We start from the raw sequence: 24,162 nt of genomic DNA, 5'->3' as shown, positions 1-24,162 counted from the left end.
GATGCGCAGGATTGCAAACATTTATCGCCTGGGCGTCAAAGAGTTCTGGAGTCTATTGCGTGACCCCATAATGCTGGTGCTGATCGTCTATGTGTTCACTGCTTCGGTCTACACTTCCGCGACGGCAATGCCCGAGACGCTGAACAACGCTCCTATCGCTATCGTCGACGAAGACGACTCACCGCTTTCCACGCGTATCGTATCGGCCTTCTACCCACCACAGTTCGTGCACCCGCAAATCATCACCTTCCAGGAAATGGATGCGGGTCTAGATGCCGGAGACTACACGTTCGTACTGGTTATTCCCGCCAACTTTCAGCGCGACGTGCTGGCCGGACGCGGCCCCGACATTCAGCTCAATATCGACGCCACGCGCATGAGCCAGGCCTTCTCGGGTAATAGTTATGTACAGCAGATCGTCATGGGCGAGATCAATGAGTTCGTAAGCCGCTACCGCGCAAGCACCATCCCACCAGTCAACTTGGCACTACGAGCGCGCTTCAATCCGGGCCTTGACCAAGCATGGTTTGGCTCACTGATGTCGATCATCGACAACGTGACCATGCTCTCAATCATCCTCACTGGCGCGGCACTAATTCGCGAGCGCGAGCACGGCACCATCGAGCACTTGCTGGTGATGCCAGTGACCCCTGCCGAAATCATGCTGGCCAAGGTGTGGTCGATGGGGGTTGTGGTGTTGCTAGCGGTGACGTTATCGCTGACTTTCGTCGTACGCGGCCTGCTTCAAGTGCCGATAGAGGGATCGGTTGCACTGTTTCTGGCTGGCGCGGCCCTGCACCTGTTTGCCACCACCTCAATGGGCATCTTCCTGGCGACGCTGGCCCGTAGCATGCCCCAGTTCGGCATGCTGATGATCCTGTTCCTGCTACCCCTACAGATGCTCTCAGGAAGCACCACGCCCCGCGAGAGCATGCCCGAGCTCGTCCAGAACCTTATGCTGCTGGCACCCACAACCCACTTCGTCGAGCTAAGCCAGGCCATTCTGTTTCGCGGTGCCGGCATCGACGTTGTATGGGGACAGTTTCTGACACTGTTAGTCATTGGCAGCGCTCTGTTCGCCATTTCGCTCTCTCGCTTTCGCAAGACCATCAGCCAGATGGCCTGATGCAACCCGCGCGCACATCGGCGCATCACACCAGAAGGAATATACAATGAACCACAATACCATCTTACCTCTGGCACTTTATCAAGCTAATCAGAACCTTTGCCAACAAACGATAGCGCTAGTGCAGAAAAGTCAGCAGACATGGTACGAATTGGGTACACAACCCTTCGCTGGCGGCCCCCCAATGCAGCAGATCTTTGATAATCAGAGCGCTCTGCTGCTTGGCCTCTTCGATACGATGCAAGCCTGGCAGGTACAAACGGGAAAAGCCTTGATTGAGACTGTCAGCGTTGTCTCCCCAGCACTCTACTGGTTAACCGCCAGTTCGCAAGACGATCCGGGTACAACAAATAAAGGAGATTGAACCGATGACTTATCAGCACACAGCTCTGGTCACCGGCGGTATGGGTGGCCTGGGTGAAAGCATCGCCCGAACTCTGCACGATGCAGGGCATAGCGTTCTCGTCACCCATTCGCCAAACAACGACCATGTCCAGACCTGGCTGCAGAAGCAGGCCAGTGAGGGCTACCACTTCTCTGCCTACTCTGTCGATGTGGCCGATTTTGACGACTGCCAGCGACTCGCAAACGATATCCAAGCCGAAGGCACCGTTGTCGACATATTGATCAATAACGCTGGCATCACTCGCGATACCACTTTCCGGAAGCTCTCCAAGGTCGACTGGGATGCAGTGATGCGAACTAATTTGGACTCGATGTTCCATGTAACCCAGCCGTTTTGCGAAGGTATGGTCGAGCGCAACTGGGGCCGTATCGTCAATATTTCTTCGATTAACGGCTCCAAGGGCCAGTTTGGCCAGACCAACTACGCCGCGGCGAAGGCCGGCATCCACGGTTTCACCAAGTCGCTGGCAATGGAAGTGGCAAAGCGGGGTGTCACTGTCAATACCGTCTCACCCGGCTACCTGGAGACCAAGATGGTGCTAGCGGTTCCTAAGGAGATACTGGAATCGAAGGTGATCTCGCAGATCCCGGTTGGGCGGTTAGGCAAACCAGACGAGTTAGCGGCGCTGGTCGCCTTCATCTGCAGCGAACAAGCCGGTTTCATGACCGGCAGCAACGTGGCAATGAATGGCGGCCAGCATATGTTTTGAACATGCGGCCTAGCGGGATGGGTGGCCATGTCGTCTATCCCGTCCGGTATTTTCTCGCACTCACGCAGGAGAAGTTCTCATGGCAAGCGAAGGTTCCAATGATCGCCCCTGGTATACGGACGCATGGCCACTATTGAGCATGGCTCAAGACTATGTAGCTGCCGCGCTAAGCTACACAACCGATGCATGGCAACGCTCGATACTCTACGCCGATGTGATGCGTCAGCGTGGTGATCAGTACCAAGCACACCTTGAGGATGACGCTCCTCACGTGCTCGACTTTCCCTATGAGGTAGTGATATCTGGCCATGAGCTGCCGCGCCCAGTCAACTATGGGCTGGCGCGCATTCTGCTGTCAGAGGGCTCTCCCCCCGCGCCAAGCACAAGCAAACGCCCCTTCGTCGTGGTTGACCCGCGTGCTGGCCATGGCCCCGGCATCGGCGGCTTTAAGGCCGAAAGCGAGGTTGGCGCTGCTCTCAGCGCAGGACATCCTTGCTATTTTATCGGTTTTGGCCCCGACCCTGAGCCCGGTCAGACAATAGAAGATGTGGTGCTCGCCGAAGTCGCTTTCCTTGAGAAAGTCATCGCACTTCATCCACACAGCGAGGGCAAGCCGGCAGTGGTCGCCAACTGCCAGGCTGGCTGGCAGATATTGATGGCCGCAGCCCTTCGCCCCGAGCTATTCGGGCCCATCATCGTGGCTGGTACGCCGGTGTCGTACTGGGCGGGTTGGCCAGGCAAAAATCCGATGCGCTACGCTGGCGGTCTGCTCGGCGGCAGTTGGCTAACCGCACTCGCTAGCGACCTGGGCAATGGCCGCTTCGATGGTGCTTACCTGGTTCAGAACTTCGAGAACCTCAATCCGGCCAACACACTATGGGGCAAGCAGTACAATCTGTATGCAAATGCCGACAGTGAGGCAACACGCTACTTGGGCTTCGAAAAATACTGGGGTGGCTACGTATTCCTCAACGATATAGAGATGCAATACATCGTCGACAACCTTTTCATCGGCAATCGGCTGTCAAGTTCCGAACTGATAACCTCCGAAGGTATTCGCCTGGACTTGCGCAATATCCGCTCGCCCATCGTGGTTTTTTGCTCCAACGGCGACAATATCTCGCCACCGCCGCAAGCAATGGGCTGGATCACCGACCTCTATCGCGATGATGATGAAGTACTCAGCCACGACCAAACCATTGTCTATGCCACGCACGATAACATTGGACATCTGGGCATCTTTGTTTCGGGCAGCGTCGGCCGCAAAGAGCACCGCGAATTCACCAACAATATCGACTTAATTGATGTGCTACCCGCCGGTATCTACCAGACGCAGATTCAGGATAAGCGAGTGGATATGCCCCTTGCGGAACTCGTCGAGGGTGACTATGTGATGTCGATCCAGCGGCGCAGCGTCGAGGATGTGAGCCAGATTGTGCAAGTGGATGCTGAGAACGACCGCAAATTCGCCGCAGTCAACCATATATCGCGAATTAACTTAGGTCTTTATCGCCAGTTCGTTCAGCCCTGGGTACGTACCTGGACTACTCCCGAATCGGCACGATGGCTGCAGAGCGTACATCCGTTGCGTCTCTCTTACGAACGCTGGTCGAGCCGCAACCCGATGGCTTTGACAGTGGCTGAATATGCACAGAAAATCCTCGCAGCACGCCAACCAGTAGCGGCAGACAATCCTTTCCTGCAGTGGCAACAAGCCTATTCCGATACCGTGATCTCTGCGTTGGATCATTGGAGGAAACGGCGCGATAACGCTTACGAACAAATATTCAACGTAGTCTATGGATCGCCGTGGGTACAAGCCATGGCAGGGCTATCTGCCGATGACTGCCCCCCGCGTACACATCCTGGGGTCTCGCCCGAGCATCTCACTTTCGTTGCTGAAGAAATTGAGCGGCTGCGCGCCGGAATTTATCAGGGAGGCCTGCTTGAAGCCAGTATCCGCGCGCTGCTCTACGTCAGCCGCTTTCGTGGCGAAGCCGACGAGCGCCGCTTTAATCTAGCGGCCAGCTTGCAACAGCCGGACTATCTAGTCCACTTAGATATGGCCTCATTCCGACAGCTAGTACGTCGCCAGGCCAACCTGATGCGCCTTGATCTTGATGCTGCAACCGCTGCCATCCCGCGACTGCTGGCGGACAGCGCCGCGAACGAGATACGCGATCAGGCGCGGCTTCTTGAGCAGATGCTGACCGCCACGGAAGCATTATTGCCAGAAGAAGAGGCAAGCTTAGCGCAAATGCTGAAGGTGTTCGACGATGCAGCCCATGAACAGGAAGCCATCGTCACAGCAGGTAAACGCAGCCTAGGAAGGTCGAACGAAAATAACACTGCCAAGCCTGGAGAGCCATAACCGCCAAGCTGCGTGCCTGACTTATATTAGAAGTATTCACTTAGGAGTCATCCATGTACACCAAATTGCTGGTACCTATAGACGGCAGCTGCACCTCACTTTTAGCCTTGGCACAGGCAAGCTATTTAGCAAAGCTGACGGGAGCCAGCATCGAGCTACTACATGTGGTTAATGCAATGGAGTACTCCAATGGTTTCGAAAGCCCGCGCGCCTATATAAAAAAAGTCAGACCCTATTTTCTGAAAGTCGGCAATGATCTGCTCGACAACGCTCGGATACAGCTGGAAGCCCAAGAACTCAATGTCACCACAGTACTTGTCGAGGCCGAGGGCAAACGAGTATCAGAACACGTTGCGGATCACGCAGCTAAGTGTCAGTTCGATCTGATAATTCTAGGCACCCATGGCCGACGTGGCATGCAACGACTTCTCCTCGGCAGCGACGCCGAGCAAGTGGCACGTATTGCGCCGGTGCCCGTCATGCTGGTCAGAGACGTAAACACACAAGCAATTTCTCGTACTCTAGACAAAGAAATGATAAAAGGTGCCGCATTAAAGCAACCAACTGATGAGTAACTGCACCTTGCCTTCCTCTCCTACTAAACAAGCTCGCAAACATCGCCGACTCCCCCCCGATGTGCGTATAGAGCAGATCCTCTGTGCGGCTTTGTACGAGTTTTCGCAACACGGGTTCGCCTCTGCCCGCATGGAGGATATTGCTCAGCGGGCGGAACTCTCGAAAGGCGGCCTCTATGCTCACTTCAAGAGCAAGGAATCGATATTTGAAGCACTACTATTAAAACGCCTGACACCAAGGTTCAACAATCAGCAGTGGGTGCTCAGCGGCGGCGACTCTCTGAGCGAAGCTATCGAATCCTTTATTGATCACCTCTATAGCCAACTGAGTGATCCAGATGTCATAGCTATGCTGAAGCTGCTGATGACGGAAAGCCGACGCATCCCTCATCTTGTTGATTTTTGGCGCAGGGAGGTAATTGACAAATACCTCGCAGAACAACAGGCCATTTTGAAAACTGCAGCCGATAAAGGGCACCTTCGTCACAGCGCCTTCCTTGAAGACGCAGCGCTGCTAATGGCACCAGCGCTATATGGTGCCATTTGGCAAATGATTTTTGATGAAGCGACTGCCGCCGCCACCGTTGGCTCGCTGCGCCGAGCCCATTTGCGAATGCTGCATGAATTCTTAGCACCATGATCAACTGATGGTTGACTCCCAAATCACCGTTAACTGTAGGTAAAGTTCATTCACTAAAAATCGCCCCGAAAGCGCCACATGACCGATTAATAAGGTGTCGTTGTGAAACCAGCTAAGCTTATCACCTTACTCAACACGCTACTTATTATCCTAATAGTGAATGGTTGTGCCATGGTTGGCGTCTCTTCGCTTAGCCCTGGTGAGTATATCGCGCTTAAACGCGGAGACCTGCTTACCAGTGGCGAGCTAAGCGCAGCTACCCAGGAAACCATCAAAGTTATCGGGCTGGATGAAGGGAGATGTCGTGAGCACTCCCAAAACTGTATAGATATATTATCCAGCACCGCTGGCATAGCTGAAGAACGCAGACTTTCCGCACTGGCAGAACTGTGGCTTCAAGAAGCGATGTCAAAAGCAGGATCATCAAGTGATATCCCGAGTACCGAGGCTGACATTTACGCTTGGATTGAGGTTGCCAGACATACTTATGCTTACTTGTTTTTCTCCGAACGATCTCCTGGGGAACGCGCCTTCGAAGATCGTCAGATACAAGTACGCGACTATTATAACTATTCAGTTCAACAGATTGTTTCATGGCTTTTTCAACAGAATCTCTCAGCCATTGAAGATAAAAGCCGCTCCTATTCTTTGGATACGCCTAGGCTTTCTGGCTGGAAGGTTACAACCGACTTCACCGGCGTACGCTTCGCCGGCGACATCGACTTACCCGAGAACCTAGTTCCAGCATCTTCACTGGTCTTTTCCGGCTTGCGTAGCACTTATCGCCGTGACGGCTTTGGTGCCGAACTGGTCGCGGTAATAGACGATAGCCTCGCGCTTCATCGCGCTCGACCTTATAGCGAAATGCCTTTTCCGGCACTCACCGCACTAATCCATTTTTCCGGTGAGGATTTAGCTCAGGTGCTATCGACTCAATCACTAGAGGTGATCGTAAGAGACCCCTACCAAGACGCCAGCATACAGTTGCATGGGCAACAGATTCCCCTAGCCGCAAATTTCACTGCGGGCTATGGACTATGGCTGGCGCATTCAGGCTTTTCGCGTCAGGCCATACGCTCTCTGCTAGGCCACAGCCAAGGTATCAACCGACCACACCTTTATATGATGCAGCCCTTCGATCCTGAGCGACGCATCATCCTCATGCTGCATGGCCTTGGCAGTAGTCCCGAAGCCTGGGTAAATGTAGCTAATGAAGTGCTGGGCGATGAGAGCCTGCGGCAACATTTTCAGGTATGGCAAATCTACTACCCTACCAATATGCCACTGCCGATTAATCATACGGCGATACGACGCACTGTGAATGAAACACTACTGGAACTTGACCCCACCACAGAAACGCTGGCTTCACAAGGTATCGTTCTAATTGGCCATAGCATGGGGGGTGTATTGGCGCGCCTGATGGTCTCTTCTAGCCAAGGTAGGTTGTGGAGCGAATTCGTGGAACAACGCCAATTGCCAAAGGCACATAGGCAGCTCGCCCAACAACGCCTAGCCCCCCTACTACGTTTCGAATCGCTACCAGAGATAAAACGAGCAATTTTCATCGCAGCACCACATCGCGGCACACCGGTGGCCGGTAATCGTCTAGGGAGAGCAGTCGCTCGTTTCGTTCGTCTACCACTCACCCTGCTGGAAGAGTTCGACGATGTCATCAGGGCTCTGGCTAATACTGACGCCGAATCAGATGGGGCATACCTGCGCCTTCCCAACAGTATCGATAATTTGAGTGAGGCAGATCCGTTCATTAGAGCAACGGCCAATCTGCCTATCTCCCCTCAAGTTCACTACCATTCTATCATTGCCCAGCGTGACACCAGTGTACCGTTAGAGGTTTCAGATGATGGGATAGTGCCGTACGCCAGCGCACATTTGCCGGGAGCCATATCAGAAAAAGTGTTTATCGCTGGGCACAGCGTCCAGGAAACGGCCCAAGCGATTCTGGAAATCAGGCGTATCTTGCATCAAGACCTAACCGAATATAGTAATTGAAATTCAACCCAGCTGCGTCTTACCACCACTGCCTAGTGCTCTGCGCAGATAAGCAATGATGACAGGTATAAAAGAACGGGCGGAGAAATTTCGCCACAAAAGCAGAGTACTGTACCAGGAGGCGTGAGCTGAGCACACCTCCTACTGAAGAACAGCCTTGCTGCTGAACATCAATCTTAGCTTTGAACCTCAGGAGACCTCAAGCGCCACTTTCAATACGCCGTCTCGCTGGTGGGCGAAGAGATCGTAGGCTTCGACGATATTCTCCAGCGCATAGCGGTGGGTGACCATGGGCCCAAGATCCAACCGACCGGCGTCGATGATGCTCATCAGCCTGCGCATGCGCTCTTTACCACCGGGGCATAGCGAAGTGATAATCTTATGGTCGCCGAGGCCAGCACAGAAAGCGCTCAGCGGAATCGTTAGGTCTTGGGAGTAAACGCCCAGGCTGGAGAGCGTTCCGCCGGGTTTTAACACCCGCAGGGCGGATTCAAAGGTCTGTTGCAGGCCAAGCGCTTCAATCGCGGAGTCGACGCCGCGCCCGCCGGTGAGCTTGAGAATTTCCTCGACCACATCCACCTTGCGGAAATCCAGCGTTACGTCCGCGCCCATCTGCTTGGCCATGGCCAAACGCTCATCAACCCCGTCTACCGCAATGATCATCCCGGCCCCACGCAGCCGCGCCCCCGCCGTGGCGCATAGGCCAATCGGCCCTTGGGCGAAGACCACCACCGTGTCGCCGATTTTGATACCGGCGGCTTCGGCACCGGCAAAACCGGTGGACATAATGTCCGGGCACATCAGCACCTGTTCGTCGGTTAGGCCATCCGGCACTGGCGATAGGTTAGCCTGGGCATCCGGTACCAGCAGGTACTCGGCCTGGGCACCATCGATGGTGTTACCAAAGCGCCAGCCGCCCATCGGTTTATACCCGTGGCCGTGGTGGCCGCCATCTTGTGAGCAGCAATCATCCTGGCAGGCGTAAGAAGTAAAGCTGGGGCAAATGGCGCCAGCAATTACCCGCTGGCCTTCCTGGTAGCCTTTTACGTTGGCCCCCAGTTTTTCGATCACGCCCACGGGTTCATGGCCAATGGTCAGGCCACGCTCCACCGGGTACTCACCTTTCAGGATATGGATATCGGTGCCGCAGATCGTGGTGGTGGTCACGCGCATCAGGGCATCGTTGGGGCCAATCTCGGGGATGGGTTTATCGTCAATTTCGATACGGCCGGGTTCAACGAAGATGGCCGCTTTCATCATGGTAGGCATGGGTCGCTTCCTCAGTGAGGGGAGTCAATGGCACCTCACCATTAAGGCATAGTTGGAAGCGGAAATGATTGCGCTAGATCAAGCTTCGAATTGACGTGAGGCAAGTTGCCAAGCGCCCATCCGCTCTAGACTTAAGTAGCCACTCAAGCACTGCTTTATTGCCTGTGAGCGTACCGCAGCCACCTACTTACTATAGGGTTCCACGATGCCGACGCTACCTTTCAAGCCCTTGCCAACCGCTATTGCGGTGGCGATCACTCTACTGATATGGCTGGCTATTCCACTGCCGGAGGGTCTCACTTCGGACGCTTGGCTGATGCTGGCAATTTTCGTGGGGACGATTGCCGCGATTATTGGTAAGGCAATGCCCATAGGGGCCATCTCAATTATTGCCATTGCGATTGTGGCGGCGAGCGGGGTGACCAGCGACAACCCAGGTACCGCCATTAACGATGCTTTAAGCAGCTACTCCAACTCGCTGATCTGGTTAATTGCCATCTCGATTATGATCTCTCGGGGGCTAATCAAGACAGGGCTAGGAGCCCGCATCGGTTACTATTTTATCTCCATCTTCGGCAAGAAGACGCTGGGGATCGGCTATAGTTTGGCGTTTTCAGAGCTTTGCATTGCACCGGTTACTCCCAGCAATACCGCTCGCGGCGGCGGAATCATGCACCCCATCATGCGCTCTATTGCTAAAGGTTTTGACTCACGGCCGGAAGACGGCACTTCGAGCAAAATCGGCAAATATTTGGCACTGGTGAACTATCACAGCAACCCGATTACTTCAGCAATGTTTGTCACTGCCACTGCTCCCAACCCACTGACCGTGGAGCTAATTTCCATCGCTACAGGGGCGGAAATCCAACTGAGCTGGATGACCTGGGCGCTCGCCATGCTACTTCCTGGTTTGGTCGCCATTCTGGCCATGCCCTATATTCTTTACCTGCTTTATCCACCGGACATTAAACAGACTCCACACGCCACGCAGATGGCACGGGACAAACTTGCCGAAATGGGGAAGATCAGCCGGGATGAAGGCATTATGCTGTTTGTCTTCTTGGTACTATTGCTGCTGTGGGCAGATATACCGGCGCTATTTATGGGCGACTCGGTCACCCTCAATACCACCACCTCCGCGTTTATTGGGCTATCGATACTGCTGCTGACCGGCGTATTAACCTGGGATGATGTACTGGCAGAAAAGAACGCTTGGGATACCCTGCTCTGGTTCGGCGCCCTAATTATGATGGCGACCCAGCTCAACCAGACGGGCTTGATCGATTGGTTTTCCACCAATATGCAAGACTGGATCACCATGATGGGCATCGGCTGGATGGGAGCATCGGCCTTGCTAGTGCTGACTTTCCTCTACACTCACTACTTCTTTGCCAGCACCACCGCACATATTACTGCCATGATGGCGGCTTTTCTTACCGTTGGGTTAACACTCGGCGCACCGCCCATGCCGTTTGTGCTTATCATGGCCGCCACCTCCTCCATCATGATGACCTTAACTCACTACGCCACTGGCACGTCGCCCGTCATTTTTGGGTCGGGCTACCTAACGCTGGGCGAGTGGTGGAAAGCGGGCTTTATTATGAGCGTGGTCAATCTTGTGATCTGGGTAATTGTCGGCGGTTTGTGGTGGAAATTACTGGGTCACTACTAAGGAAGGCTTTCAAAGCTATTGCCCAATGCTTCAGTACTGAAGGTGAGATACAGTAATTTCCGAGCTCATAAACACCAACAGGGGGCCGAAGCCCCCTGTTGGTATCAGTATTCCATAACTAGCACTAGCGCTGTTTTTTCTGGCTCTCCTTGGCTTCGCCTTTGCCTTTTTGCAGTTCGCCTTTCGCCTGCTGGGCCTTACCTTTGGCTTCTGTTTTATGACTACCCGTCGCCTTGCCCGCGGCTTCTTTCACTTTGCCTGCTGCTTTGTTGCCTGCGCCTTTAGCTTTATCATCTTTACCCGTTGTCATGACGAACACCTCTAATCCGTTAGTAGGGAAAACGCCGTGTGTGAAAGGTGCGAGTAACACGGCTAATCACACGTCGACACATTCATCAGAGTAGCCTTTATTAAAAAAGTTGCGCTAATTAATTTATGGCAAGTTGCTCGCGGGTAAACGCGTAGGCGTCCAGCGGTTAAACGCAAAATGCAAGCAAGCTAAGGTCAGCAGTGTAAGGACCAGAGCAATGCTCATCGAAGAGAAGCGATAGAGGGCGCTATACACCAGGTCCTGCTGCGGGCCCAGCGACTGGCCAAACAGAATCCCCAGGGTGGTCATCCCGCCAAAGCCGATTCCCGAGCCACCGCCTTCATGAATATGCTCCCGAGCGAAGAGCATGAGCCCCAGCCAGTAGAGCAACACCACCAGCAAAAAATGGTGACTTTGGGTATAAAGAAGTAGCTGCATGAGTAGCGCCAAGTTACACCCTAACAACGTTCCTACCGCTCGCTTGGCGGCTGATACTTTCGCTCCAGAGTAGCCCAGCGTAAACAGCACCAGAATGGTGGCCATTTGCGCAGACAGTGAGCCCTGCAAATCGAATACCTGAAACACCACAAATGAGAGCGTGGCAGTTAACCCACCCATTAAGGTTTCATGGCGAATTTGCGAGGATGTTTTGGTAACCCGTGGCGGCGGCTTGCGTGCTTCCACGTCGGGAAACAGCGTATGCATCAGCATGGCAATAAATACCGCCAGACCACTGGCGACGAGATTACAGGCGAGTAAATCGCTCAAGTCCACATTGGTGTAGCTGGCAAAGTGCAGCAAAATACTGAGCGTCAGTACGCCATTGGCGCCAAATAGAAACAGTGGCCCCTTCGCCATCAGGTTAAAGCGAAATAGAAAAATGCCCATTACGGCCAAAGTCATCACTACCGGCATATGCTTGAGCAAGCCCACCACCAGACTAACTTCGAGCACGTTGATCGATATATTAGCTAAAAACTGGCGAATGATATGGCCGTTAAGAATCGGCACCATACCCAGTAAAAACATCGGAAAAACGGTAAAAAACACCCCGTAGTTCCACCCCATCAATTGGCTGACCACAAATCCTAGCAAGCCACCCCCGGCGACTCTAAAGCACTGACGCAGGCCATTCTTTGAGAGTTCGGGCTTGCGCTTAGTTGTCGCTACGCTCGAAGACCGCAATCTGGGAAGCCTATTTTTTATAGACCTAGAACTGATTTTAATAAACATAGTGCAGCCAACTGATCAGATGCGCCTGTAACCACACAAATGGCTTCGCCAAGGCAGTATCACCGGGCTGAAGCTGCACCGTGGCGCGTGCACCGCTGGGTAATAAATTCACGATTGGCTGGGTAAGCGCTAGGTGTACGCGCATACGCTGGGCATCGCGTACCCAGCGGTCGGTGGTGGAAATATCGGCGAGCTGACCATTGGCGGCCAACTGCCCTTCGAGAACACCGGCCTCCATGGCAAGCACTTGCGCATCAAATACCTGACCCGGCCAGGCATCAAACACCACTTGCGCGGCATCGCTGGGAGCCACATGGCGCAGGCTTTTTTCACGAAAATCAGCAATGATATCTATCCCATCCGCCACTACCGCTACCGCTGGCTGCCCCGCCTGAACGAAGTCACCTACACCTAGCTGCAGATTGGCAACCCGCCCGGCTTGCGCGGCGCGCACCTGGGTATGGGCAAGATCCAACTGTGCCTGCGAGAGCGCATTATCTGCTTGACGCAAACGCAGGTTTGTCTCACCAGCATCGCCCAACTGCACTTCCAGGCTGACAATTTTAGCTCTGGCTGCCGCTACGCCAGCCTGTGCGGTGCGCTCAGCAGCCACCTGCTGTTCGTACTGTTGGCGGGATACACTCTGCTGCACCACTAGGGTTTCGGCGCGATGAAGTTCACCCTGCCGCTCGGCGGCCGTGGCCTCAGCGGAGGCCAGCTCCGCTTGGGCAGAGGTTAGCTCTGCTTCCAACTGGGCATTCTCCAGTTCGGCCTGCTCGCGATTAAGCTGAGCCTGTTCAACGGCTAAGCGAAACGGCGCCGGGTCGATCCGAAACAACACATCACCTTTGGCTACATGCTGGTGATCACTCACCAACACCTCGCTTACTGGGCCACTGAGCTCTGGCGCTATACGTGTTACCGGCCGCATCACCCTCGCCTCCGGCGTCATGGGCATAAAGCTATCGGCCACCAGAAAATAGATAAAAAGTAGTAAAAAAGCAGCTATAGCTAGCTTTACCCAGCGGGCAAATGTTTGATCAGGGGTCATGCAGAGCTCACTTGTTAGTCACCAGGCAACCACCTGGCCAGCGCCTCTCAACGGGCACGTATCGTATAGGGAATAGCACGAAAGACTTTAGTCTAACTATTAATTAGCACGCTAACAATATGCTTATTAAATGACGACAATAAAAAACCCCATAACCAATTGGCCACAGGGCTTTATATTGAATAAATCACACGAAGATGATTACCGCCCCTTGGATAAACTCAGCACGACAATACCGCTTACGACGACTGCCCCACCCACCAACTGGCCAGGGCTAAGCATTTGCCCCAATACAAAGTAACCGAGCACCAGGGAGGCAACCGGCTCGATATTCATCACCGGCGCATTGCGCGCCATATCCAGCCGCGGCACAAAAATAAACAGTGTTGAAAACGCCGAACCATACAGTAGACCGAGAAGCGTCAGACCCAGCCAGCCGGTACTGTTATCAGGCAGGCTCATTCCCCCAGGCACCACACCGGCGATGCCACCAATGAGCATCACTATAAACACCGTTTGCATGGTCAGCAGGCTGCGCAGAGTACTGCCGACCCCGGCGAGGCGGTGCTCAGTGACCCACAGCGCGCAGGCAAATACGAAGGCCGCCAATAGCCCAAACCCAATGCCTGCTATCCAACCCGGCCCCATTCCATCGGCGCTGGCAATCCATGAGGGAATATCCAGCACCACCAGTAAGCCGATTAAAATCGTGCCCATAATCAGGCAGCTACGCAGCGTTGGGCGCGGACCACCCAGCGCCCAACTGAGCAGGGCCAATTGAATCGGGAAGGTATTCACCAGCAGTAGCGCAATCACCACCGGCAGCCTTGCCACTGCCGAGTATAAACTGACGCTTTGAACCGCAATCAGCAGCCCCACCGAGAGCTGCCACGGCCATGAGCCAGCGGGCAGCCATAGGCGCTTTCGCTGCACGATGACCAGCGCTAGCAGGATTAGGCAAGCCACTCCTGAACGGGTTAAAACGGCTAGCAGCAGCCCCGTGCCATTATCAAACGCTAAGCGCGCCGACACGTGGTTAGCGGCGAACATAGTGGCGACGGTCATCATTAGCAAAATCGCTAAATGACGCGGCAATAGTTTGGGCAATGGGGATGCTGACATAGGAACGGTATGGCTCGTTAGAAGGTCTAGAGTGGGTGTAAGTAGATAGGTAAAGAATCCAGCATGCCAAGCTTTTGCATAGAAGGCTAACGAAATACTGGCGCTGCTTTTCCGCAGCGCAGCATGTTAAACTAAAGTCTACCCATTTGCTCACTAACCTCCTAGTGGAAAGGTTTTTATGAACGCACCGGTGCTGGTCATTAACTGCGGCTCTTCTTCTATCAAATACGCGCTGATTGATGCTGATCCTCAGGCACCGCGACTTGAGGGCATAGCAGAGCGCCTAGGTAGCGAGGAGGCGCGTTTAAAAGGCAAAAACAGCGCAGGGGAACGTTTTAATCAGCCACTTCCAGGCGCTGACCATACCCAAGCACTGAATGCCATACTTGAGCGCATGGAGGGTCGCCTGCCAGCGGCGGTGGGCCATCGCATCGTGCATGGTGGTGAGCACTTCACCCAAGCCGCCCTTATTGACGACAATGTTATCGCGGCTATCCAAACCACCGCAGCGCTTGCCCCACTGCACAACCCAGCGAATTTAGCGGGTATTGCGGCGACCCGAAATGTTTTTCCTGAGTTGCCCCAGGTGGCAGTGTTTGATACCGCTTTCCACCAAACCATGCCGCCGCGAGCGTACCGTTACGCCCTACCTGAAAGCCTCTATGCTGAGCATGGCATTCGCCGCTATGGCTTTCATGGCACCAGCCACGCTTACGTTAGCCAGCGCGCAGGCGAGTTGAGCGGCCGCGATGCAGGCGGCTGGCTGACCGCCCACCTTGGCAATGGCTGCTCCACCAGCGCGGTTTGGAACAATCAAAGCCAGGATACCAGCATGGGCCTGACGCCACTGGAAGGCTTGGTGATGGGCACCCGCAGTGGCGACGTTGACCCCGGCCTGCACGCCCATCTGCACCGCCAACTGGGCTGGTCGTTAGACAAAATTGACAACGTGCTCAATAAAGAGAGCGGCCTACTGGGACTGTCAGGCTTGACCAACGATATGCGCGAAGTTGAAGAGGCTGCTGAACAGGGGCACACCGCTGCGCAGTTGGCGGTGGAAGTATTCTGCTACCGGATTGCTAAATCGCTGGCGGCGCTCTCCTGCGCACTGCCCCAGCTTGATGGGATTATTTTCACCGGTGGCATCGGTGAGAACTCGCCTATTGTGCGTCGCCGTGTGCTGTCGCTTATGCCCCACTTTGGCTTTGCCTTGGATAACGACGCGAACGAAGCGACTATCCGTGGCAAAGAGGGCAAGTTGGATAGCGCTGGTCACCAAGGCCCCCAGGTGTGGGTGATTCCTACCGATGAAGAGGGGCGTATTGCCATGGAAACTCGTCACTGCTTGGAGTCAAATGCATGACGCTTCCCCCCGAACAGCCACAAGCTATTCTACTAGTGCCCACCAGCCAGGGCGTCGGGCTTACTTCGGCCTGCCTGGGGTTGATTCAAGCGCTGGATACCATCGGCCTCAAAGCCGGTTTTTTAAAGCCGTTTATGCAGAACGAGCTGAACGGCCCAGGTTTGGATCGCTCAACCGCGTTGGTTTCCCGGGCACTTAACCAGCGCCCGCCGTCGCCGATTTCCCAGGCACGCCTGGAGCGTTTGCTGCGCGACGACCAAACCGATGAGCTAATGGAGAACGCCGTCGAACTCTATGAGCAAGTCGTTCAGCAGGCCCACCGCGATGGCAGCACCCTAGACTTAGTCGTGGTAGAGGGCGTAGTACCCACCCAGCACACTACCTACGCCACCCAAACTAACGCACAGCTCGCCAACGCGCTTAATGCGCGAATTATTCTCGTCGGCACCGGTGATTTAAACGAGCCCCAGGCGCTGGCCGAACAGCTTGATATGCACGCCCGCAGCTTTGGTGGGGTTAGCTCCAGCCGCACCCTGGGCGGCATTTTGATGCGCATGAAGAACCTGCCCTACGCCCAGGAAGACGATCTTTCTGCCGCGCCGGGCACCTTCAAACCGCAGTTGGAAGAGTCGGTGCTGGCTGAGCTACGTCAATACTCCCCTGCCCTGGCAACCGATAAATTCCACCTGATTGGCGTGGTGCCTTACAGCAAAACGCTTAGCGCCCCGCGCACCCTGGATGTGGCCCGCGCGCTTAACGCCAAGCTGCTCAACGAAGGCGAGGCGGCCAGCCGCCGGGTACTCTCCACCAGCCTCTGCGCCCGCAGTGCGGCCAACGCGCTGCATATTTTTACCCCTGGTAGCCTGGTAGTGGCCTCCGGCGACCGTGACGATGTGGTTCTGGCCTCGGCGCTCGCGACCATGAACGGCATTCAGCTAGCGGGCGTACTGTTGACCAACGGCTTTATGCCTAACGACAACATGATCGAGATGTGCCGCCCAGCGCTCAAAACGGGTCTGCCGGTATTGGCGGTAGAGACTGACAGCCTGACCACGGCCCAGAACTTGAGCCAGTTAAGCAGCGAAATCCCCATGGACGATTTCGAGCGCGCTGAACAGGTGGCCCGTTATGTGGCGGCTCATATCGATCTTGAGTGGCTGAAATCCCGCCTAAGCCGCGGTTATACCCGTCGCCTGTCGCCGTCGGCGTTTCGCCACCAGTTGGTTAAACTTGCCCAGGCGGCTAAAAAGCGCGTAGTACTGCCGGAAGGGGATGAGCCACGCACCGTCGAAGCGGCCATCATCTGCCAGCGCCGCGGCATTGCCGACTGCGTACTGCTGGGCAAGCGTGACGATATTGAAAGCGTTGCTCGCAACCGCGGACTTACTCTGCCCGAAGAGTTAACGATTATTGACCCCGAAAGCAGCCGCGCACGCTATATTGCCCCGATGGTCGAGCGCCGTCGTGGCAAGCTCAACGAGCTAACCGCCGAAGCGCAGTTACAAGACAACGTGGTGCTCGGCACCATGATGCTGCAGCTGGATGAAGTCGATGGGCTGGTTTCTGGCGCCCTCCATACCACCGCCAATACCGTGCGGCCAGCGTTTCAGCTGATTAAAACCGCGCCAGAGTATAACCAAGTCTCGTCGATCTTCTTTATGCTGCTGCCCGAACAGGTGGTGGTCTACGGCGACTGCGCAGTGAACCCCGACCCCGATGCTGAAACCCTGGCCGAAATCGCCCTGCAAAGCGCCCGCTCCGCTGAAGCCTTCGGTATCGAGCCACGCGTCGCCATGATCAGCTACTCCACCGGCGACTCCGGCACCGGTGCGGATGTGGATAAAGTCCGCGAAGCCACTCGCATTGCTAAAGAGCGCGCGCCGCACCTGGCCATCGACGGCCCGCTTCAGTACGACGCCGCTGCAATCGAGAGCGTGGGCAAACAGAAAGCCCCCGACTCGCCGGTCGCGGGTAAAGCAACCGTGTTTGTATTCCCCGACCTCAACACCGGCAATACTACTTACAAAGCAGTGCAGCGTAGCGCCCGCGTCATCAGCGTTGGCCCCATGCTGCAAGGCTTAAACAAGCCGGTGAATGATCTTTCCCGCGGCGCACTGGTCGACGATATCGTTTACACCATTGCGCTAACCGCAATTCAGGCCAGCCAGCGGGAAAGCTGAGTAACAGAAACGCTTCCGCCCATAAAAACGCCCCGAGCAGATAACTGCTCGGGGCCTTTTATTAACGACTTAACACTGTGTGAGGCCTAGACCCACATCGGCACCATCGCCTCCAGCACCATGACCAAACTCATCGCGGTGATAGTGAGGATAGAGACGCCAAACACTTTCTTGGCCCAGCGGACATCGTCGTCTAAACGATAGCCGCGCAGTGCCAAGTAGAGCCAGTAGCCGCCCATGGTCAGCGCCACGCAGAGATATCCGGCTCCTGCTTGGCTGGCCAATCCCAGCGCCAGCGAGGCAGGAATAAACGCCACGATATAGCCCAGAATATGGTGCTTGGCCATTTTCACCCCGCGCACCACCGGCAACACCGGGATCGAGGCGCGGCGATAATCGGCGTAGCGGAAGATCGCGATGGCATAAGAGTGCGGCATCTGCCACAGGCAAAAAATCACCAGTAGCATGATAGCGCCACTGTCGAACTGCCCCGTCACGGCGCAGTACCCCACCACCGGCGGCATGGCACCCGAAAGGCTGCCGACCAAGGTGCCGTATTCGGAGCGGCGCTTCATGTAAAGGCTATAAAGACCCACATACACGCCCCAGCCAATCACTGCCAACGCCACGGTTAATCCGTTGGTTCCCAGCGCCAGGCACACCACCCCCGACACACCCAGCAGCGCCGAAACGCCCAATGCCTGGGTGATGGAGATGCTGCCCCTGACCAGCGGGCGATGGCGGGTACGCGCCATCAGTGCATCAATATCGCGGTCGATGACGTTGTTACACGCACAGCCCGACGCGATGATTAATGCAATGCCCACCATGACCGAGACAAAGCTGAGCCACTCGAACTGCCCCTGTGCGGCAAGAAAGTAGCCGCCCAGGGTGGCAATCAGGTTACCCCCGATAATGCCGGGTTTGGTCAGTTCGAGCAGATCCCGCCAACGGCTAGGTGCCGTGATCAGCCGATCATCATGTTGAGATGCAGATGCTGCATGATCCACAGCGAGCCTCCTACCACTAAGACGAGAATCGTCAGTGTGAAGACGAAGGACATTACGTTCCAGCCTTCGTCGGCTTTGGTATTCATATGCATGAACATGACCAATTGCACCAATATCTGCAATACCGCAGTCACGGCCACCACGATGACAGTCGTGAGAACACTAAGCGTGCCACTCATCACCACCCCAAAGGGGATAATGGTCAGTATCAGCGACAATACCAGTCCTGTCACATACGACTTTACGCTGCCATGGTTATTAGTGGGGTTAGTCGGAGAATGACTCATCTCACAGCACCCCCATCAGGTAGACGAAGGAGAAGACACAGATCCAGACGATATCCAGGAAGTGCCAGAACAGACTGAGGCACAGAATCCTTGGCCGGGTCATGTCGTTCAAGCCTTTGGTTGAGAGCTGGATCAGCATGACCAAAATCCAGATCAAACCAAAGGTAACGTGCAAGCCGTGGGTGCCCACCAGGGTAAAGAACGATGAAAGAAACGCGCTCTTATCTGGGCCGTAGCCTTCATGAATCAGGTGCTGGAATTCGTAAATTTCCATGCCCACGAACGCCGCGCCCAGCACGAACGTAATACCCAGCCATGCTTTCACCTGACCCAGGCGTTCGGCATTCATCGCCAGCACGCCCATGCCAAAGGTAAAACTACTGAACAACAGCAGGAATGTCTCGACCAGTACAAACGGCAGTTCAAAAATCTCCGCCGCGGTGGGCCCACCGGCTGTGCCTTTCATCAGCACGGCGTAGGTAGCGAAGAGTGACCCGAAGATCACCAAATCGCTCATTAAGTAGACCCAAAAACCAAACAGCTTGGTTTCTGTGGCATCGTGATGCTCATGATGCACGACCGATCCTTCGTGATGTAACGTATCCGTTGCCATTACGCATTCACCTCCACGTAGCGTTGCTTACCGTCGCGTCCTTCCACCTCGGCAGACGACTTGTAAGGGTCGGAGTTTTTAACGCGTTGCTGGTGCGCGCGCTCGATGCGCTCTACTTCTTCAGCGGAGACGTAGTAGTCGATATCGTCGTTAAACACCCGTGCCATAAAGCTGACAAAGACACCGATAGCGCCTACCCCGGCCAGCCACCAGATGTGCCATACCAAGGCAAAACCGATGATCAGCGCAAAGAAGCTGATGACAGGGCCAGCAACGGTGTTACGCGGCATATGAATATCAGTGTAAGGCGCTTCTTCCAGCTCTTCGTTACTGCGCTCTTTCTGCGACCAGAAGCTGTCGATGTCGCCCACTTCCGGCAATCGCGCGAAGTTGTAAAACGGCGCGGGTGAAGAGGTTGACCACTCCAAGGTACGGCCATCCCACGGGTCACCGGTCACATCAGCGTTCAGCTTGCGGTCGCGGATGCTCACCCAGAACTGAATCACGGTGCAGGCGATACCCATCATGATGATTACCGCGCCTACCCAGGCCAGAATCATCCACGGCTGCCATTCAGGGTTCGCGTAAGACTGCATGCGGCGTACGGCACCAAAGAAGGCCAGCACGTAAAGCGGCATAAAGGCGACATAGAAGCCAATGAACCAGCACCAGAATGAACGCTTGCCCCATTTCTCGCTCAGCGTGAAGCCAAACGCTTTGGGGAACCAGAAGGTCAGGCCCGCCATCATGCCGAACACCACGCCGCCGATAATGACGTTGTGGAAGTGAGCGATAACAAACAGGCTGTTATGCAGCACGAAGTTGGCGGCTGGCACGGCCAGCATCACACCGGTCATACCGCCCAGCGTAAAGGTAATAATAAAGCCCAATGTCCAGAGTACCGGCGACGTTAATTCCAAACTGCCGCGGAACATCGTGAACAGCCAATTGAAGACTTTCACCCCGGTGGGAATGGCGATAATCATCGTCATAATGCCAAAGAAGGCATTAACGTTGGCGCCCGCCCCCATGGTGAAGAAGTGGTGCAGCCAAACAATAAACGACAGCAGGGTGATCGCGATGGTCGCCCAAACCATGGTCATGTAACCAAACAGCCGCTTACGGGCAAAGGTCGAAATGACTTCCGAGAACACACCGAAGGCAGGCAGAATCAGGATATAAACTTCCGGATGGCCCCACGCCCAGATGAGGTTGACGTACATCATCATGTTGCCGCCAAAATCATTGGTGAAGAAGTGCATACCGAAATAGCGGTCCAGCGTTAGCAGCGCAATCGTTGCCGTCAGAATCGGGAACGAGGCAATGATCAACACGTTGGCGCACAGCGAGGTCCAGGTGAAGATCGGCATGTGGAACATGGTCATGCCTTTGGTGCGCATCTTCAGAATTGTCACGAAGAAGTTGATACCGGTGAGCGTCGTGCCTATCCCGGATATTTGTAAGGCCCATATCCAGTAATCGACCCCCACCCCGGGACTGAACTCGATCCCCGATAAGGGCGCGTAAGCCAGCCAGCCGGTTTTGGCGAACTCCCCCACCACCAGCGAGATATTGACCAAGATCGCGGCGACGGCAAACAGCCAGAAACTCAGGTTATTCAGGAAGGGAAAAGCAACGTCGCGGGCGCCAATTTGCAGCGGCACCACCAAGTTCATCAGGCCGATGACCATGGGCATGGCGACAAAGAAGATCATGATCACGCCGTGGGCGGTGAAGATCTGATCGTAGTGTTCGGGCGGCAAATAACCCGCGGCGCCCCCGGCGGCCATGGCCTGCTGGGTACGCATCATAATCGCATCCGAGAAGCCGCGTAGCAGCATCACCAGTGCAACGATAAAGTACATGATACCGAGCTTTTTGTGGTCCACGGAGGTAAACCACTCGTTCCACAGCCAGCCCCACTTGCGGTAGTACGTTAACGCGCCTAACAGCGCGATCCCCCCGATGGCCATAAAGGCCGCGACGACCATGATGATCGGTTCGTGGTAGGGAATGGATTCTAAACTGAGTTTTCCAAACACGGCTTAACCCCCTGCTTCAACGCTAGTAGGATGCGTGCGCATGGCATGATCCTGGGTAGCATGGTTATCGGTGTGGTGACCAAACGCGGCCGCTTGTGGGGTGGCATGATCGTTATCACCATCAGAAGCATCAGCGTGGTCGCTGCCCATCGCGTGATCGTCACCCATATCGTGCTCACCGCCGGTGTGAAAGCTTGTCAAAATGCTTTCGTACAGCGCTGGCGAGATGGCCGAGAAGTACTCCACCGGGTGCGATTCGCTAGGCTCCGCCAAGGCTTCGTAGCCTTCTGGGTAGGTCAGCGTTTCAGAGGCACCGCGCACGGTTTCAACCCAGTCATCGAACTCGTCGGGAGTGGTCACCTTGGCTTCGAAGGTCATGCCCGAGAAACCCGCGCCACTGTAGTTGGTGGAGCGACCTGGGTAGTTACCTAGCTCCTCAGCGATAAGGTGGACATCGTTATCCATCCCCGCCATGGCGTAGATCTGGCTACCCAAATGGGGAATGAAAAAGGCGTTCATCACCGAGCCGGAGCTCACCCGAAAACGCACCGGGGTATTGACCGGGAAGGCCACTTCATTAACGCTGGCCACGCCCTGCTCGGGATAGATAAACAGCCATTTCCAGTCCAGCGATACGGCCTGAATTTCGATCGGCTCCACGTCGCTTTCCAGCGGTTTGTGGGGGTCCAGGCTGTGGGACGTTTTATAAGTCAACAGCGCCAGCACCGCGATAATCGCGCAAGGCACGATCCAGATCACCGCTTCAATCGCGTTGGAGTGCGCCCAATCGGGAAGGTACTTAGCCCCGCTATTACTACGCCGATAGCGCCAGCCGAACAGCAGCGTCATGACAATCACAGGAATAACCACAATCAACATGAGGCCAAAGGCGGTCAGAATCAGTGTGCGCTGCTCAGCGCCAATCTGGCCTTTTGGGTCTAGCAGCGCTGAACTACAGCCTGCTAGAAACAGACACAGCGCAAGGAGCACTAGCGTGCCTCGCCTGCGCCAAAGTGAGCGTCGTTGCATGGTGTGATCTCGTCAGAGGTTGTTTAAAACACTAGCTAGCCATACCGCCCTTCTACATAGCAGGCTAACTACCACCCCATACTCTTCCCAAAACATGCTCTGCAGGACGCTCTTGAAAACGCGCTAGTAAAACGCTCTCAAGGACAGTGCACACGTGACGCCGGGCTCCATTGCTCCGGGAAAAATATGCGTCGCCGGATGGGAATTGGCGACGAGCCTCGCTGGCTTAAGCACTAAAGACTTAAGCAGTTAAGACTAAAGTATTTTCTATTGATCGAGATCATGAAAGAAGTGGCGCATTGCCGCACCCCAGGTATTGACTGCTATGCACTCCCTCGTCGTCGGTGACCACCACATCAAAATCTTCCAGGGCAGCGAAATAGGCCGGGCGTACTACGCCGAACTTGCTGGCATCTACCACCAACAGTCGCTGCATGGCGGTGGCAATGGCTGCCTGTTTGGGAGCAACCTCGTGAAAGTGAAAGCAGCTAACACCTCGCTCTAGATCTACCCCCGCCGCCGATATCAGCGCTTTATTAATCCCCAACCGTTCGATGGCAGCGGCCATATTGTCGCTGCCAAATGACTGCGAAGCGGGATAAAACAACCCACCTAACAGCACCAAGCGCACGTTGGGGAGAGCGGCGACGGCATTAGCAACATTCAGCGCATAGGTGACTACCGTCAGTTCATGGAAATGGCTCAACTGGCTTAGCAGCGGCATCAGCGTTGACCCGCAGTCAATAAACAGCGTATCGCCTTCTTCTATGTAGGCTAATGCCCGCTGACAGAGACGATACTTAGCCTGGTAGTGGCTAGCCTGCTGTTCGGATAAGTCATAAATAGGCGTAACGCCAGGATAATTTGCCATCACCAGGCGCCCACCCAGCAGGCTAATGGCAGTGGCCTGAGTCGTGAGGTCGCGGCGGATGGTCATTTCAGAAACATTGCACAGTTCGGCGGCATCGCGCAGATGAAGAGTGCCGCCACTGGCAAGCGCTTCTTGAAGTTTGGCAAGGCGCATCGCGCTACGGCCATTCATGGTGGGCATCTCCTGGCAAACCCTCTTATTGTGATCTTCCCAGCGGGAGCATGGGTGTTGCATCCACTTGCATAGCTATTTGCATATCTATTTCCATATCTA

21 protein-coding genes are annotated in these 24,162 nt (G+C 55.0%); 10 read left to right on the top strand and 11 right to left on the bottom strand.

Annotated elements, in window-relative coordinates:
• The first annotated feature begins 1 nt into the window (after position 1).
• The 7 genes from ACXUPB_RS05370 (at position 2) to ACXUPB_RS05340 (ending at position 7,837) form a co-directional block, all read left to right on the top strand.
• Positions 2 to 1,126, top strand: coding sequence for an ABC transporter permease (locus ACXUPB_RS05370; protein WP_035559367.1), 1,125 nt, complete (start codon positions 2 to 4; stop codon positions 1,124 to 1,126).
• A 46-nt stretch (positions 1,127 to 1,172) separates the two neighbouring features.
• On the top strand, positions 1,173 to 1,490 hold the full coding sequence (locus tag ACXUPB_RS05365; protein WP_041157795.1) for a hypothetical protein: 318 nt from the start codon (positions 1,173 to 1,175) through the stop codon (positions 1,488 to 1,490).
• A 4-nt stretch (positions 1,491 to 1,494) separates the two neighbouring features.
• On the top strand, positions 1,495 to 2,241 hold the full coding sequence (phbB, locus tag ACXUPB_RS05360) for an acetoacetyl-CoA reductase (RefSeq protein ID WP_035559361.1): 747 nt from the start codon (positions 1,495 to 1,497) through the stop codon (positions 2,239 to 2,241).
• Between the two features lie 79 nt (positions 2,242 to 2,320).
• Positions 2,321 to 4,612 (top strand): DUF3141 domain-containing protein, encoded by a 2,292-nt coding sequence (locus ACXUPB_RS05355; RefSeq protein ID WP_141439712.1) that lies wholly within the window; start codon positions 2,321 to 2,323, stop codon positions 4,610 to 4,612.
• Between the two features lie 53 nt (positions 4,613 to 4,665).
• A complete protein-coding gene (locus tag ACXUPB_RS05350) occupies positions 4,666 to 5,187 on the top strand; it encodes a universal stress protein (RefSeq protein WP_041157794.1) in 522 nt (173 codons plus the stop codon).
• Positions 5,180 to 5,827 carry a TetR/AcrR family transcriptional regulator gene (locus ACXUPB_RS05345; protein ID WP_045812156.1) on the top strand — a complete coding sequence of 216 codons (648 nt, stop codon included), beginning with the start codon at positions 5,180 to 5,182 and terminating at the stop codon, positions 5,825 to 5,827. Before ACXUPB_RS05350 ends, ACXUPB_RS05345 begins: the two co-directional genes overlap by 8 nt.
• 102 nt (positions 5,828 to 5,929) lie before the next feature.
• The gene (locus ACXUPB_RS05340) at positions 5,930 to 7,837 is read left to right on the top strand and encodes an esterase/lipase family protein (RefSeq protein WP_045812157.1); all 1,908 of its coding nucleotides are present in this window, start codon (positions 5,930 to 5,932) and stop codon (positions 7,835 to 7,837) included.
• A 189-nt stretch (positions 7,838 to 8,026) separates the two neighbouring features.
• Here the strand turns inward: ACXUPB_RS05340 and ACXUPB_RS05335 are convergent, their stop codons facing one another.
• Positions 8,027 to 9,106, bottom strand: coding sequence for an NAD(P)-dependent alcohol dehydrogenase (locus tag ACXUPB_RS05335; protein ID WP_035559355.1), 1,080 nt, complete (start codon positions 9,104 to 9,106; stop codon positions 8,027 to 8,029).
• Positions 9,107 to 9,311: 205 nt separating this feature from the next.
• On the opposite strand from ACXUPB_RS05335, the gene ACXUPB_RS05330 reads away from it, so the two are divergent.
• Positions 9,312 to 10,778 carry a DASS family sodium-coupled anion symporter gene (locus ACXUPB_RS05330; protein ID WP_472955776.1) on the top strand — a complete coding sequence of 489 codons (1,467 nt, stop codon included), beginning with the start codon at positions 9,312 to 9,314 and terminating at the stop codon, positions 10,776 to 10,778.
• A gap of 124 nt (positions 10,779 to 10,902) precedes the next feature.
• Here the strand turns inward: ACXUPB_RS05330 and ACXUPB_RS05325 are convergent, their stop codons facing one another.
• The 4 genes from ACXUPB_RS05325 to ACXUPB_RS05310 form a co-directional block, all read right to left on the bottom strand.
• Positions 10,903 to 11,088: a CsbD family protein gene (locus tag ACXUPB_RS05325; RefSeq protein WP_280106013.1), complete on the bottom strand. Its 186-nt coding sequence runs from the start codon at positions 11,086 to 11,088 to the stop codon at positions 10,903 to 10,905.
• A gap of 123 nt (positions 11,089 to 11,211) precedes the next feature.
• The gene (locus tag ACXUPB_RS05320; protein ID WP_232774705.1) at positions 11,212 to 12,321 is read right to left on the bottom strand and encodes a DUF2955 domain-containing protein; all 1,110 of its coding nucleotides are present in this window, start codon (positions 12,319 to 12,321) and stop codon (positions 11,212 to 11,214) included.
• On the bottom strand, positions 12,311 to 13,372 hold the full coding sequence (locus tag ACXUPB_RS05315) for an HlyD family secretion protein (RefSeq protein WP_295712536.1): 1,062 nt from the start codon (positions 13,370 to 13,372) through the stop codon (positions 12,311 to 12,313). Before ACXUPB_RS05315 ends, ACXUPB_RS05320 begins: the two co-directional genes overlap by 11 nt.
• Before the next feature lie 201 nt (positions 13,373 to 13,573).
• The gene (locus ACXUPB_RS05310) at positions 13,574 to 14,494 is read right to left on the bottom strand and encodes an EamA family transporter (RefSeq protein ID WP_295712533.1); all 921 of its coding nucleotides are present in this window, start codon (positions 14,492 to 14,494) and stop codon (positions 13,574 to 13,576) included.
• Positions 14,495 to 14,672: 178 nt separating this feature from the next.
• On the opposite strand from ACXUPB_RS05310, the gene ACXUPB_RS05305 reads away from it, so the two are divergent.
• On the top strand, positions 14,673 to 15,857 hold the full coding sequence (locus tag ACXUPB_RS05305) for an acetate/propionate family kinase (RefSeq protein ID WP_101145908.1): 1,185 nt from the start codon (positions 14,673 to 14,675) through the stop codon (positions 15,855 to 15,857).
• A complete protein-coding gene (pta, locus tag ACXUPB_RS05300; protein WP_472955772.1) occupies positions 15,854 to 18,037 on the top strand; it encodes a phosphate acetyltransferase in 2,184 nt (727 codons plus the stop codon). The genes ACXUPB_RS05305 and pta overlap by 4 nt, the downstream gene beginning before the upstream one ends.
• Before the next feature lie 86 nt (positions 18,038 to 18,123).
• Here pta and cyoE read toward each other — a convergent pair whose 3' ends face one another.
• The 6 genes from cyoE to ACXUPB_RS05270 all read right to left on the bottom strand — a co-directional run bounded on the left by cyoE (position 18,124) and on the right by ACXUPB_RS05270 (position 24,060).
• Positions 18,124 to 19,047, bottom strand: a complete 924-nt coding sequence (gene cyoE / locus ACXUPB_RS05295; RefSeq protein WP_295712524.1) for a heme o synthase — start codon at positions 19,045 to 19,047, stop codon at positions 18,124 to 18,126.
• On the bottom strand, positions 19,005 to 19,334 hold the full coding sequence (gene cyoD / locus ACXUPB_RS05290; protein WP_290696349.1) for a cytochrome o ubiquinol oxidase subunit IV: 330 nt from the start codon (positions 19,332 to 19,334) through the stop codon (positions 19,005 to 19,007). Before cyoD ends, cyoE begins: the two co-directional genes overlap by 43 nt.
• 1 nt (position 19,335) lies before the next feature.
• On the bottom strand, positions 19,336 to 19,947 hold the full coding sequence (gene cyoC / locus ACXUPB_RS05285) for a cytochrome o ubiquinol oxidase subunit III (RefSeq protein WP_295712520.1): 612 nt from the start codon (positions 19,945 to 19,947) through the stop codon (positions 19,336 to 19,338).
• Positions 19,947 to 21,989: a cytochrome o ubiquinol oxidase subunit I gene (gene cyoB / locus ACXUPB_RS05280; protein WP_472955769.1), complete on the bottom strand. Its 2,043-nt coding sequence runs from the start codon at positions 21,987 to 21,989 to the stop codon at positions 19,947 to 19,949. Before cyoB ends, cyoC begins: the two co-directional genes overlap by 1 nt.
• A 3-nt stretch (positions 21,990 to 21,992) precedes the next feature.
• A complete protein-coding gene (cyoA, locus tag ACXUPB_RS05275; protein ID WP_472955767.1) occupies positions 21,993 to 23,018 on the bottom strand; it encodes a ubiquinol oxidase subunit II in 1,026 nt (341 codons plus the stop codon).
• A gap of 280 nt (positions 23,019 to 23,298) precedes the next feature.
• Positions 23,299 to 24,060, bottom strand: a complete 762-nt coding sequence (locus tag ACXUPB_RS05270) for a DeoR family transcriptional regulator (RefSeq protein WP_444675384.1) — start codon at positions 24,058 to 24,060, stop codon at positions 23,299 to 23,301.
• Between the last annotated feature and the right edge of the window lie 102 nt (positions 24,061 to 24,162).

It is taken from the genome of Vreelandella sp. DA03-1M (genome assembly GCF_055725665.1).
This window is presented reverse-complemented; position numbering and strand designations above follow the sequence as displayed.

Bases quoted from the DNA above. Each gene is read 5' to 3' on its own strand.
- phbB (WP_035559361.1), top strand. From the start codon at position 1,495: ATGACTTATCAGCACACAGCTCTGGTCACCGGCGGTATGGGTGGCCTG.
- ACXUPB_RS05350 (WP_041157794.1), top strand. From the start codon at position 4,666: ATGTACACCAAATTGCTGGTACCTATAGACGGCAGCTGCACCTCACTT.
- ACXUPB_RS05310 (WP_295712533.1), bottom strand. From the start codon at position 14,494: ATGTCAGCATCCCCATTGCCCAAACTATTGCCGCGTCATTTAGCGATT.
- ACXUPB_RS05345 (WP_045812156.1), top strand. From the start codon at position 5,180: ATGAGTAACTGCACCTTGCCTTCCTCTCCTACTAAACAAGCTCGCAAA.
- ACXUPB_RS05365 (WP_041157795.1), top strand. From the start codon at position 1,173: ATGAACCACAATACCATCTTACCTCTGGCACTTTATCAAGCTAATCAG.
- pta (WP_472955772.1), top strand. From the start codon at position 15,854: ATGACGCTTCCCCCCGAACAGCCACAAGCTATTCTACTAGTGCCCACC.
- ACXUPB_RS05325 (WP_280106013.1), bottom strand. From the start codon at position 11,088: ATGACAACGGGTAAAGATGATAAAGCTAAAGGCGCAGGCAACAAAGCA.
- cyoA (WP_472955767.1), bottom strand. From the start codon at position 23,018: ATGCAACGACGCTCACTTTGGCGCAGGCGAGGCACGCTAGTGCTCCTT.
- ACXUPB_RS05355 (WP_141439712.1), top strand. From the start codon at position 2,321: ATGGCAAGCGAAGGTTCCAATGATCGCCCCTGGTATACGGACGCATGG.
- ACXUPB_RS05335 (WP_035559355.1), bottom strand. From the start codon at position 9,106: ATGCCTACCATGATGAAAGCGGCCATCTTCGTTGAACCCGGCCGTATC.
- ACXUPB_RS05270 (WP_444675384.1), bottom strand. From the start codon at position 24,060: ATGAATGGCCGTAGCGCGATGCGCCTTGCCAAACTTCAAGAAGCGCTT.
- ACXUPB_RS05370 (WP_035559367.1), top strand. From the start codon at position 2: ATGCGCAGGATTGCAAACATTTATCGCCTGGGCGTCAAAGAGTTCTGG.
- cyoC (WP_295712520.1), bottom strand. From the start codon at position 19,947: ATGGCAACGGATACGTTACATCACGAAGGATCGGTCGTGCATCATGAG.
- ACXUPB_RS05315 (WP_295712536.1), bottom strand. From the start codon at position 13,372: ATGACCCCTGATCAAACATTTGCCCGCTGGGTAAAGCTAGCTATAGCT.
- ACXUPB_RS05305 (WP_101145908.1), top strand. From the start codon at position 14,673: ATGAACGCACCGGTGCTGGTCATTAACTGCGGCTCTTCTTCTATCAAA.
- cyoD (WP_290696349.1), bottom strand. From the start codon at position 19,334: ATGAGTCATTCTCCGACTAACCCCACTAATAACCATGGCAGCGTAAAG.
- ACXUPB_RS05330 (WP_472955776.1), top strand. From the start codon at position 9,312: ATGCCGACGCTACCTTTCAAGCCCTTGCCAACCGCTATTGCGGTGGCG.
- ACXUPB_RS05320 (WP_232774705.1), bottom strand. From the start codon at position 12,321: ATGTTTATTAAAATCAGTTCTAGGTCTATAAAAAATAGGCTTCCCAGA.